This window comes from Solimonas aquatica (assembly GCF_900111015.1).
Lineage (GTDB): Bacteria > Pseudomonadota > Gammaproteobacteria > Nevskiales > Nevskiaceae > Solimonas > Solimonas aquatica.
Genome location: NZ_FOFS01000010.1, coordinates 204,885 through 216,664, shown reverse-complemented (window position 1 = coordinate 216,664; position 11,780 = coordinate 204,885). Strand labels below are relative to the sequence as shown.

Annotated in this window: 12 protein-coding genes; 8 read left to right on the top strand and 4 right to left on the bottom strand. The window is 64.3% G+C overall.

What is annotated here, in order from left to right; genetic code table 11:
- From BMY12_RS20025 to BMY12_RS20515, 3 genes are all read right to left on the bottom strand, one after another.
- On the bottom strand, nt 1–256 hold a 256-nt coding region (locus tag BMY12_RS20025; RefSeq protein WP_143068958.1), incomplete at its 3' end, for a transposase.
- 190 nt (nt 257–446) lie between these two features.
- Nucleotides 447–755, bottom strand: coding sequence for a DUF8220 family protein (locus tag BMY12_RS13805; protein ID WP_093287317.1), 309 nt, complete (start codon nt 753–755; stop codon nt 447–449).
- A gap of 13 nt (nt 756–768) precedes the next feature.
- Nucleotides 769–1,053, bottom strand: coding sequence for a hypothetical protein (locus BMY12_RS20515; protein ID WP_218140199.1), 285 nt, complete (start codon nt 1,051–1,053; stop codon nt 769–771).
- Nucleotides 1,054–1,649: 596 nt separating this feature from the next.
- Here BMY12_RS20515 and zwf point away from each other — a divergent pair.
- Nucleotides 1,650–3,113, top strand: a complete 1,464-nt coding sequence (gene zwf / locus BMY12_RS13795; protein WP_093287314.1) for a glucose-6-phosphate dehydrogenase — start codon at nt 1,650–1,652, stop codon at nt 3,111–3,113.
- A gap of 143 nt (nt 3,114–3,256) precedes the next feature.
- Here zwf and BMY12_RS13790 read toward each other — a convergent pair whose 3' ends face one another.
- Nucleotides 3,257–4,591, bottom strand: a complete 1,335-nt coding sequence (locus tag BMY12_RS13790; protein ID WP_093287311.1) for an MFS transporter — start codon at nt 4,589–4,591, stop codon at nt 3,257–3,259.
- Nucleotides 4,592–4,752: 161 nt separating this feature from the next.
- On the opposite strand from BMY12_RS13790, the gene cyoA reads away from it, so the two are divergent.
- The 7 genes from cyoA to BMY12_RS13755 all read left to right on the top strand — a co-directional run bounded on the left by cyoA (nt 4,753) and on the right by BMY12_RS13755 (nt 11,768).
- The gene (cyoA, locus tag BMY12_RS13785; protein WP_093287309.1) at nt 4,753–5,916 is read left to right on the top strand and encodes a ubiquinol oxidase subunit II; all 1,164 of its coding nucleotides are present in this window, start codon (nt 4,753–4,755) and stop codon (nt 5,914–5,916) included.
- A 4-nt stretch (nt 5,917–5,920) separates the two neighbouring features.
- Entirely contained in the window at nt 5,921–7,921 is a 2,001-nt protein-coding gene (cyoB, locus tag BMY12_RS13780) for a cytochrome o ubiquinol oxidase subunit I (RefSeq protein ID WP_093287307.1), read from the top strand.
- 9 nt (nt 7,922–7,930) lie between these two features.
- Nucleotides 7,931–8,554: a cytochrome o ubiquinol oxidase subunit III gene (cyoC, locus tag BMY12_RS13775; protein ID WP_093287304.1), complete on the top strand. Its 624-nt coding sequence runs from the start codon at nt 7,931–7,933 to the stop codon at nt 8,552–8,554.
- Nucleotides 8,551–8,964: a cytochrome o ubiquinol oxidase subunit IV gene (gene cyoD, locus BMY12_RS13770; protein ID WP_093287302.1), complete on the top strand. Its 414-nt coding sequence runs from the start codon at nt 8,551–8,553 to the stop codon at nt 8,962–8,964. The genes cyoC and cyoD overlap by 4 nt, the downstream gene beginning before the upstream one ends.
- Complete coding sequence (locus BMY12_RS13765) at nt 8,961–9,665, top strand: SURF1 family protein (RefSeq protein WP_218140198.1); 705 nt, start codon at nt 8,961–8,963, stop codon at nt 9,663–9,665. Before cyoD ends, BMY12_RS13765 begins: the two co-directional genes overlap by 4 nt.
- A gap of 227 nt (nt 9,666–9,892) precedes the next feature.
- On the top strand, nt 9,893–11,236 hold the full coding sequence (locus BMY12_RS13760) for an ATP-binding protein (protein ID WP_245732510.1): 1,344 nt from the start codon (nt 9,893–9,895) through the stop codon (nt 11,234–11,236).
- A complete protein-coding gene (locus BMY12_RS13755; RefSeq protein ID WP_093287299.1) occupies nt 11,226–11,768 on the top strand; it encodes a response regulator transcription factor in 543 nt (180 codons plus the stop codon). Before BMY12_RS13760 ends, BMY12_RS13755 begins: the two co-directional genes overlap by 11 nt.
- Nucleotides 11,769–11,780 lie beyond the last annotated feature (12 nt).

The window sequence follows — 11,780 nt, the reverse complement described above, 5'->3', positions numbered from 1 at the left end:
TGAGCTGCTCATACGCCTTCTTCACACGGCGCAGCTCTTTGAGCTCGGCCGCAACGCCTTTGTCCACCGACACGCCCTTGGTCATGATCAATCCCTCTCGCGCTCGTTTGCGCCAAAGTGACAGCATGTACGGATGGATGCAAAGCGACTCGGCCACATCCTGTATCGCTACACCCGGCAGCTGGCTCAGGCGAACTGCCGTGGCTTTGAATTCATCGCTATATCGATACGTCGTTCTTGGACCAGGCTTGGGCATCTGAGGACTCCTGAATGGTTAGTTCAGGGTATCCACTAAGCCGAAGGAATCGTCCGCTCCGACCGCTTGATCGTGTTATTGGGGTTATAGGTTTCAGCGCTCGGCATTTTTCATTGACGCCCAACGCCAGGTTAACGCGCGGGCCGGCTTTATGGCCCGTCGCGTTGAACCGCTAGTTAGCGCCGCTCTCTCAACGAAGCCGGCCGCCATCAGGGTTGGTTGCTTCTTCATCTTTCCTTGTGGGGTAGTAAATCTTCTTCTCGTCCAATTCGTAGAAGAGCAGCCCGTGAATGCCTTGAGCTTCTCGCTTCGGTATGCGCCGCGTCCATATTAAGTTGAACGTAGCGTCCAATTGATTTGCGTCTCCACGCTCATAGACCTCATCGATGAACGCAACATCCTGGCCAGCCGGAAAAATGAGATTGAACTCTTCGTCCGTGGCAGAGAAGATGTCATACACGGCGTTCCGGGCACCGTCGAAGACTTGGATGTTTTTCATGAGCGCTAACGCCTTAATTAACCCGCGGGCTCGCCGAAGGCGAGGCCGTCGGGTTGAATGCCTTGTTGGGCCGCTGCGCCATATTTAAGAGCATAAATCTTGAATCTGCTGCGCAAGTTTCACGGCACCAAATGCCCCACGCACTACTGCCATAGTCGAAGAAGTAAAGCTTCAGCGACTTTCCGGACACCGATGTTGCGTCGAGCCTATAGCCGACAGGGATTGCCTCGTCTTTATCCAGCCCGGTGTGGAAGGCACCGTAGGCGCTTTCAAACTCTGCGCCGCTGACTTTGACCATGGCGATGCTTTTAAAGTACGACTTGTTTCCGACTTCCTCGGGCCTGTCTCGGACCATCTGAGAAGGCACAAATACCGGTGAGTATGAGCCTGGGTTAGACCAGACCCAGCCCTCCTTATTGGTGAGAATATGGCCATACGGCGTACACGCGATTTGCCCCCACGAGTTTAAGGGAGGTGGTAGCTCAACGACCGCCTCCGGTGGTGTACCTGCACAATCACCGACAGGGGCGGCCACACTGACTTGACTCACAGTCGCCGCGGCTAGTAACACGAACATTGAGATTGTGGTTTTCATTCTTTTAGGCCCAACTAGATTTAGATGGCCCTCAGCCTAGCCCCGCCTTCCGCCTAATTCAATTCAGCCTTGCACAGCTTCCCGCCGAAACAATGACTTGGTTCGCGGTCCGGCTTTTAGGGCGGACTAAAAAAGTCCGGATGGGTTTGCGTTGCCCATCGCTGCCCCCGCTGACCAGCCCCAATTCTCCGCCTCCCACCGCCTCCCACCGCCTCCCACCGCCTCCCGCACCCCTCGCCACTGGCCCCCGTCTTGCATCCCTGAAATCATCTGCCCCAAAGCAATTCAGGAGCGCGTTCATGGCCAAGGTTCCGCCCGGTGTCGGTCCGCGTCACCCGCAGGTGGTGGTCTTGTTCGGGGCGACGGGTGATCTGGCCAAGCGCAAGCTGCTGCCGGGCTTGTGCCATCTGGCCACCAGCGGCTTCATTCCGGACTGCCGCATCATCGGCGTGTCATTGGATGCGCTGGATGCCGATGGCTTCCGCCAGATCACGCGCCAGGCCCTGGATGCCTTCGGCAGTCGCAAGCTTTCCGACGCGGCCTGGAATGCCTTTGCAGCAACCCTCGACTATGTGCCGCTGTCCGCCGGGCCGGCGGCACTGAAGGCGGCGGTGACGAAAGCCGAGCAGTCTTTCGGCGCGGAAAGCCGGCGCCTGCATTATCTGAGCGTGCCGCCCAGCGCGGCGCTCTCCGCCGTGCGGCTGCTGGCGGATGCGGACCTGGTGCAGGACGCGCGCATCATCATGGAGAAGCCTTTCGGCACCGATCTGGCGTCGGCGCGCTCGCTCAATGCCAAGCTGCACGAGGTGTTCGATGAAAGCCGCATCTTTCGCATCGATCACTTCCTGGGCAAGGAGGCGGCGCAGAACATTCTGGCCTTCCGCTTCGCCAACGGTCTGTTCGAGCCGATCTGGAACCGCAATTTCATCGATCACGTGCAGATCGATGTGCCGGAGATGCTGAGCCTGGGGCAGCGCGCGGGCTTCTACGAGCAGACCGGCGCCTACCGCGACATGGTGGTGACGCATCTGTTCCAGATTCTCGCGTTCATGGCCATGGAGCCGCCCACGGCCCTGGAGCCGGGGCCGATCAGCGAGGAAAAGAACAAGGTGTTCCGCAGCATGCTGCCGCTGCATCCGGCGGACGTGGTGCGCGGTCAGTACGTGGGTTATCGCGAAGAACAGGGCGTGGCGCCGGAGTCGGAGACCGAAACCTTCATTGCCCTGAAGTGCTTCATCGACAACTGGCGCTGGGCGGGCGTGCCGTTCTTCCTGCGCACCGGCAAGCGCATGGCCGAGGGCCAGCGCATCATTTCCATCGCCTTTCGCGAGCCGCCCAAGAGCATGTTTCCGCCGGGTTCGGGCGTGGGCGCGCAGGGCCCGGACCATCTCACCTTCGATCTGGCCGATGCCTCGAAGATGTCGCTCTCCTTCTACGGCAAGCGGCCGGGCCCGGGCTTTCGCCTGGACAAGCTCAGCCTGCAGTTCGCGATGCACGACACCGGCCTGATGGGCGAGGTGCTGGAAGCCTACGAGCGTCTGATTCTCGACGCGATGCGCGGCGACCGCACGCTGTTCACCACTGCCGAGGGCATCGAGCGGCTGTGGGAGGTGTCGATGCCGCTGCTGGATTCACCGCCGCCGGTGCGCTTGTATCAACCGGAGTCCTGGGGGCCGAAGTCCATCCACCAGCTGATTGCGCCGCATGCCTGGCGTCTGCCCTTCGAGCGGGCGTGGCGGGATCCGAACAAGTTGGGGAGTTGAGCGGAGCCCCCCTCTCCCCTGACCCCTCTCCCGCGAGGGGAGAGGGGAAGAGAGCCGTTCGAGCTTGAAGCCTTCAATTCCCCATCCAGTCTAAAGCCCCTCTCCCCTCGCGGGAGAGGGCTTGGGGAGAGGGGGCTGTCACATCAATCCGGCGCGTTCGGGCCCGATTCGTCGTCGCGCATTTCCAGGCTGCGGTTGATGCCCAGCGCGGCCAGGGTGCCGATGGCGCCGGACGACAGGTACAGGCCCACATAGCCCATGCCCAGTTCGGCGGCCAGCAGCAGCGCGACCAGGGGCGCGAAGCCGGCGCCGAACAGCCAGCCCATGTCGGACACCAGAATCGCGCCGGTGTAGCGGTAGCGCGCTTCGAACGCGGAGTTCACCGCGCCGGCGGCCTGGGCGTGCGAGAAGCCCAGCAGCACGAAGCCCAGCAGGATGAACACATAACCGCCCAGCACATTGCCATTGAGCATCAGCGGCACGTTGCCGCTGAAGATGGCGATGAGAATGCCGCCGATGGCCAGGGTGGGGCGACGGCCGATGCGGTCGGCGATCTTGCCCGAGGCCATCATGCTCAGCACCGCCAGGCCCGCGCCGATCAGCTGCACGATCAGGATGCCGCTCAGCTCCTGGCGCGCGAACAGCGTGGCCCAGGACAGCGGGAAGATGGTGACCAGATGGAACAGCGCGTAGCTGGCCAGCGGCGCGAGGCTGCCAATCAGCACATTGGAGCCCTGTTCGCGCATCAGCTCGCGCAGCGGGCTGGGCTGCAGCTGACGGGTGCTGAGCAGCTCGGAGAACTCCGGCGTCATCACCAGACGCAGGCGCGAGAACAGCGCCACCACGTTGATGGCGAAGGCCACGTAGAAGGGATAGCGCCAGCCCCAGTCGAGGAAGTCGATCTCGCCCAGGCTCATGGTCAGCAGGGTGAACAGGCCGGCGGCCAGGGCAAAGCCCAGCGGCGCGCCCAGCTGCGGAATCATCGCGTACCAGCCACGCTTGGCGCGCGGCGCATTGAGCGCCAGCAGCGAGGGCAGGCCGTCCCAGCTGCCGGCCTGACCCAGACCCTGGCCGATGCGCAGCAGGGCCAGCAGCACGATGGCGGTCTCGCCCAGCTCGCCATAGCCCGGCAAAAAGGCGATGCCGGCAGTGCTGGTGCCCAGCAGGAACAGCGCCACGGTCAGCTTGGTGCCGCGGCCGTACCAGACGTGGATGTACTTGAACAGCAGCGAGCCGATGGGGCGCGCCACGAAGGCCAGCGAGAACAGCGCAAAGGAATACAGCGTGGCCTGCAGCGGCGCGGCGAAGGGGAAGAACAGCTTCGGGAACACCAGCACCGAGGCCAGGCCGAACACGAAGAAGTCGAAGAACTCCGAGACGCGGCCGATGATCACGCCGATGGCGATCTCGCCGGGCGCCACGCCGTGGTGGCGGGCCGGGGCGGCGGGGGGGGCGGTGGGGGAGCTGACGGTGGACATGTGCGACGCGGTCTCCGGCACAGGCAATAGCGGTTTTGGCAAGCGTACACCCTCGCACAAGCGCGCCGCCGCGGCGATAGGACAAAACGTCCAATCGCCGCCGGACGGCGAGCTGCTTACAGTCGCGGCCATTCTCAAAGCTGCCAGTGCTACGACCTTCCATGCCCGCCCGTTTTCTGCGCTTTCTGCCGCTGCTGCCCCTGCTGGGGCTGCTCAGCGGTTGCGACGCCATCGTGCTCAAACCCTTCGGCGAAATCGCCCAGCGTCAGGCCAATCTGGTGGTGGTCTCCACCATCCTGATGTTGCTGATCGTGCTGCCGGTGATGGCGCTCACGGTGATTTTTGCCTGGCGCTACCGCGCCTCGAACACCGAGGCCGAATACGATCCGGAGTGGAACCACTCCACCAGCCTGGAGCTGGTGATCTGGTCGGCGCCGCTGCTCATCATCATCGCCCTGGGCGCGATCACCTGGGTCACCACGCACACCCTGGACCCGTACCGGCCGCTGCAGCAGACCGTTGCCGCCGACGCCAGCAAGCCGCAGCCGGCGCCGCTGAAGGTGCAGGTGGTGGCCATGGACTGGAAGTGGCTGTTCATCTACCCGGACTACGGCATCGCCACGGTCAACCAGCTGGCGGCGCCGGTGGACCGGCCCATCGAGTTTTCCATCACCGCCACCTCGGTGATGAACTCGCTGTACATCCCGGCGCTGGCCGGCCAGATCTACGCCATGCCGGCGATGCTGACCAAGCTGCATGCGGTGATCAACACCGCCGGTGATTACGAAGGCTTCTCCGCCAATTACAGCGGCGCCGGCTTCTCCGACATGCGCTTCCGCTTCCTGGGCATGTCGGAACTGGATTTCGACAACTGGGTGAAGCGCGCGCGCAACAGCGGTGACGAACTCAGCCGCGAGGCCTATCGCGCCCTGGAGAAGCCCAGCCGTCGCGATCCGGTGCGTTACTACGCCAAGGTGGCGCCGCAGCTGTTCGACAAGGTGCTCAATCTCTGCGTCGATCCCAACAAGATGTGCATGCGCGACATGATGGCCATCGACGCGCGCGGCGGCCTGGGCCTGGCCGGCATCCACAACGTGGCGCGTCTGCGCTACGACGAGGAGCGCCGTCGCGATTACGTGATGTCGCTGTGCGCGAGCGAGCGTGGCCAGGCTGCTCTTGCCCCGCTCGCGGGCGAGGGCGCAGGGGAGAAGGCCGCGCGAAGCGCCGTGGAAGCCAGCCCAACCCGCGCGCAGCCGCAAGGCGAGACGCTCAGCTTCCTGACGGACACCAACACCCTGGCCGCTGCCGCCACGGTGACGAGATAAGACCATGCAAGAACGTTCCGACCTCATGAACCTGCTGTTCGGCCGCCTGAGCCTTGCGGCCATTCCCTACCACGAGCCGATTCTGCTCTGGACCTTCATCGGCACCGCGCTGGCCGGCCTGGGGGTGTTCGCCTGGGTGACCAAGCTGGGCAAGTGGGGCTATATCTGGCGTGAGTGGGTGTGCAGCATCGACCACAAGCGCATCGGCGTGATGTACATCATCCTGGGTCTGGTGATGATGCTGCGCGGCTTCGCCGACGCCATCATGATGCGCCTGCAGCAGGCCATGGCCTTCGGCGACAACCTCGGCTATCTGCCGCCGCATCACTACGACCAGATCTTCACCGCCCACGGCGTGATCATGATCTTCTTCGTGGCCATGCCGCTGGTGACGGGCCTGATGAACTACGTGGTGCCGCTGCAGATCGGCGCGCGCGACGTGGCCTTCCCCTTCCTCAACAACTTCAGCTACTGGATGACCGTGGCCGGCGCGATGCTGGTCATGCTCTCGCTGTTCGTCGGCGAGTTCGCCAAGACCGGCTGGCTGGCCTATCCGCCGCTCTCGGGCCTGGATTACAGCCCCGACGTGGGTGTGGACTACTACATCTGGGCGCTGCAGATCGCCGGTGTCGGAACCCTGCTCTCGGGCGTGAACCTGATCGTGACCATCGTCAAGATGCGCGCGCCGGGCATGACGCTGATGAAGATGCCGGTGTTCACCTGGACCGCGCTGTGCACCAACGTGCTGATCGTCGCCGCCTTCCCGGTGCTGACCGCGGTGCTGGTGCTGCTCTCGCTGGACCGCTACGTCGACACCAATTTCTTCACGAACGATCTCGGCGGCAACCCGATGATGTACGTGAACCTGATCTGGATCTGGGGCCACCCCGAGGTCTACATCCTGATCCTGCCGGTGTTCGGCGTGTTCTCCGAAGTGGTGGCCACCTTCAGCGGCAAGCGCCTGTTCGGCTACACCTCGATGGTCTACGCCACGGTGGTGATCACCATCCTGTCCTATCTGGTGTGGCTGCATCACTTCTTCACCATGGGCTCGGGCGCCAGCGTCAACAGCTTCTTCGGCATCACCACCATGATCATCTCGATCCCCACGGGCGCGAAGATGTTCAACTGGCTGTTCACCATGTATCGCGGCCGCATCCGTTTCGAGCTGCCCATGCTCTGGACCATCGGCTTCATGCTCACCTTCGTGATCGGTGGCATGACCGGCGTGCTGCTGGCGGTGCCGCCGGCCGACTTCGTGCTGCACAACTCGCTGTTCCTGATCGCGCACTTCCACAATGTGATCATCGGCGGCGTGGTGTTCGGCGTGTTCGCCGCCATCTCCTACTGGTTCCCCAAGGTCGCCGGCTTCAGGCTCAACGAGTTCTGGGGCAAGTGCTCGTTCTGGTTCTGGCTGGTGGGCTTCCTGCTCGCCTTCATGCCGCTTTACGTGCTGGGCCTGATGGGCGTGACGCGCCGCGTCAGCCACTTCGATGATCCCTCGCTGCAGATCTGGTTCGTGATTGCCGCCATCGGCGCCTTCCTGATCCTGCTCGGCATCCTCAGCTTCCTGATCCAGCTGGTGGTGAGCATCCGCGACCGCGAGTCGCTGCGTGATGTCTCGGGCGATCCCTGGAACGCGCGCACCCTGGAATGGTCCACGTCCTCGCCGCCGCCGGAATACAACTTCGCGTTCACGCCGGTGGTGCATGACCAGGACGCCTGGTGGGATATGAAGCAGCGCGGCTATGTGCGTCCGCAGAAGGGCTTCATCGACATCCACATGCCCAGCGGCACGGCGGCCGGTTTCACCCTGGCGTCGATCAGCGCGGTGTGCGGCTTCGCCCTGATCTGGCACATCTGGTGGCTGGGCGCGGCGGCGTTCTTCAGCCTGGTGCTGTCCGCGATCATCCACACCTTCAACTACAAGCGCGACTTCTACATCAAGTCCGAGCAGGTGCGCCGCGTGGAAGACGCGCGCACGCAGCAGCTCGCATCCGTCTGAGGCCCGACCATGAGCCATAGCACTGTCACCGCCCCGGGCGCCGCGCCGGAGTTTTATCTGAAGCACGAGCATCATGTCGAAAACGGCACGATGCTCGGCTTCTGGCTGTACCTGATGAGCGACTGCCTGGTGTTCGCCATGCTGTTCGCCATGTACGGCGTGCTGGGCGGCAGCTACGCCGCCGGCCCCTCGCCGAAGGATCTGTTCGAGCTGGACGTGGTGGCGGTCAACACCGCCATGCTGCTGTTCTCGTCCATCACCTACGGCTTTGCCATGCTGGAAATGGCGCGCGGCCGCAAGCAGGCAACCCTGATCTGGCTGGCCATCACCGGTCTGTTCGGCGCGGCCTTCGTCGGTCTGGAGCTCAAGGAGTTCGCGCACCTGATTCATGAGGGCGCCGGCCCGCAGCGCAGCGCCTTCCTGTCGTCCTTCTTCACCCTGGTCGGCACGCACGGTCTGCACGTGAGCTTCGGCATCATCTGGCTGATCACGCTGATGGTGCAGGTGGGCAAGCACGGCCTCACCGCCGCCAACTGCCGGCGCCTGAGCTGCCTGTCGCTGTTCTGGCACTTTCTGGACGTGGTCTGGATCGGCGTCTTCACCTACGTTTATCTGATGGGAATGCTGCGATGAGCGCCACGCACCATGAAGCCGGCCACGAGCCGCATGTCCACGGTCACGATCACGGCCACGAGCACGGCGAGGGCGGCGCGGCGCACGGCAGCCTGCGCAGCTATCTGATCGGTTTCGTGCTGTCGGTGATTCTCACCGCCATTCCGTTCTGGCTGGTGATGGGCGATGTGCTGGCCAATCACAAGGCCACCACGGCGATCATCCTGGCCCTGGGTGCGGTGCAGATCGTGGTGCACATGATCTACTTCCTGCACATGAACACCCATTCCGAGGGCGGCTGGAATATGCTGGCGCTGATCTTCACCAGCGTGCTGGTGGTGATCGCCCTGTCCGGATCGCTCTGGGTGATGTATCACATGAATACCAACATGATGCCGAGCAGCGCGCACGAGATGCGCGAGATGCCGTGACCTCGCCCGGGCGCCGGCGCGTGCTGGCGCTGGGTCTGCTGCTGCTCTGCGCCGCATTTCTGGCGCTGGGCAGCTGGCAGCTGCAAAGGCGGGCGTGGAAGCTGGACCTGATCGCACGCGTCGAGGCGCGCGTGCACGCCATGCCGACGCCGGTGCATGCGCAGGCGGATTGGGCGCGGCTCGATGCCCGGGCGGAGGAATACCGCCGCCTGCAGCTGTCCGGTGAGCTGCTGGCGCAGACCGTGTTCACCCAGGCCGTCACCGAGCGCGGCCCGGGTTTCTGGGTGCTCAGCCCGCTGCGCCTGTCCGATGGCAGCGTGGTGCTGATCAATCGCGGTTATGTCGATGCCGCGCACCGCGAGTTCCTGGCCGGGCAGGGGTTTTCGCAATACGTGGTCACCGGCCTGCTGCGCCGCAGTGAGCCGGGCGGCGGGTTTTTGCGCGACAACGATCCGGCCGCCGGCCGCTGGCATTCGCGCGACGTCGCCGCCATCAGCTCCGCCCTGAAGCTGGACGCCGCGCACACCGCGCCGTTCTTCGTCGATGCCGAGGCCATGCCCACGCAGGACTGGCCGGTGGGCGGACTCACCGTGATCCGCTTCCACAACAGTCATCTGGTCTACGCGCTCACCTGGTTTGGCCTGGCCGGCCTGTCCCTGCTGGGGCTGTGGCTGCTCTACCGCGAGCCTGAGCGGCGCTGAAGTGGCGCGGCGCCCGGCGTTGATTGAAGGAATCACGCCGAGGCGCAAAAGGGCGCTATGGCGCCGCTCCTTGCCATTCACCCGCGAGCGGGAATCACAGATGCCGCCACTGCTGAGCTTTGTGCGCCTCCGCGTCCTTTGCGTCTTGGCGTGATTGCTTCCCCCGCAGCACCCCCAAGCCCGCCACCACGCTGCAAGCCGCCGACGCTGCCGCTAGCATGGCGGCCATGGCAATCGCATCCTCCCTACGTGGCGCGGCGCGGCGCAGCGCCCTGATCCGGCTGGCGCTGGACAGCGTCGGCCGGCAGAACATGATCCAGATGGTGCAGCTGCGCTGGATCGCGGTGATCGGGCAGATCCTGACCATCGTCTACGTGGTGCAGATGTACGAGGTGCGGCTGCCTCTGGTGCAGATGGCCAATGTCATCTCCATCCTGATCTGCCTGAACCTGTTCAGCCTGTTTTTCCCGCAGCGCAATGCCACGGTCTACCGCTGGCAGATTTTCTTCGGCCTCTGCGGCGACGTGGCGGTGCTGACCGCGCTGCTGTACTGCAGCGGCGGCGCCACCAATCCCTTCGTGTTCCTGTACCTGCTGCAGGTGACGCTGGCGGCGATGCTGCTGGACGGCTGGCTGACCTGGATGATCGTCGGCCTGACCACGGTCTGCTTCACGGCGCTGACCAAGTATTACCAGCCCCTGCAGCTGCCGGAGCACAGCCGCTACACGCTGTTCGAGCTGCACATCCTGGGCATGCTGGTCTGCTTTGCGCTCAACGCCGGCCTGCTGGTGATTTTCGTCAACCGCATCACCTCGATCCTGCGCGGCCGCGAGGAGCGCCTGGCCGAGCTGCGCCAGCGCGAGGTGGAAGAGGATCTGATCGTGCGCATGGGCCTTCTGGCCTCGGGTGCCGCGCACGAGCTGGGCACGCCGCTGGCGACACTCTCGGTGATTCTCGGCGACTGGCGGCGCATGCCGGAGTTTCGCGACCGGCCCGAGCTGCTGGAAGAGATCGGCGACATGGAGGAGCAGGTGCGGCGCTGCAAGACCATCGTCACCGGCATTCTGCTCTCCGCCGGCGAGGCGCGCGGTGAGTCGCTGGGCATCACCACGCCGCAGCGCTTCATGGATGAACTGGTGGCGGAGTGGCGCGCCAAGCGGCATGTGCCGACCCTGGACTACGACTTCGATCAGGACGCGGAGCTGCCTGCCGACCTGAGCATCGTCTCCGACTCGGCGCTCAAGCAGGTGATCTGCAATGTGCTGGACAATGCCCTGGAGGCTTCGCCGCAGTGGCTGGCCTTCGAGGTGCGCTGCACGGCACAGACCCTGAGCATGCAGGTGCGCGATTTCGGGCGGGGCTTCGCGCCGGAGATTCTGGCGCAGCTGGGCAAGCCCTATCAGTCCACCAAGGGCAAGCCCGGCGGCGGTCTAGGTCTGTTCCTGGTGGTCAATGTGATCCGCAAGCTGGGCGGCAGCGTCACGGCGGAGAACCTCATCGGCGGCGGCGCGCTGGTGAGCATGAGCCTGCCGCTGGCCTCGCTGGCGATTGGAGGGTCGCATGAGTCCTGACACCCCGAGGCAGCTGCTGATCGTGGAGGACGATGCGGCGTTTGCGCGCACCCTCAAGCGCTCCTTCGAGCGTCGCGATTACCAGGTGCTGATGGCCGACAAGCTGGAGGATGTGCAGGCCCTGCTGCGCGAACATCAGCCGAGGTACGCGGTGGTGGATCTGAAGCTGGGCAGCGAGTCGGGTCTGGCGGTGGTGCAGGCGCTCGCGCAGCACGATCCGCAGATGCTGATCGTGGTGCTCACCGGCTTTGCCAGCATCGCCACCGCTGTGGAGGCGATCAAGCTGGGCGCCTGCAACTATCTGGTCAAGCCGTCCAACACCGACGATATCGAAGCCGCATTCACGCGCGAGCCGGGCGATGTGGAGACGCCGGTGGCAGCGCGGCCGACCTCGATCAAGACCCTGGAATGGGAGCGCATCCACGAGACGCTGGCGGAAACCGGCTTCAACATCTCGGAAACCGCGCGGCGCCTGGGCATGCACCGGCGCACGCTGGCGCGAAAACTCGGCAAGCGCTGGGTGCCGGAGTAGCGCGCGGCTGAA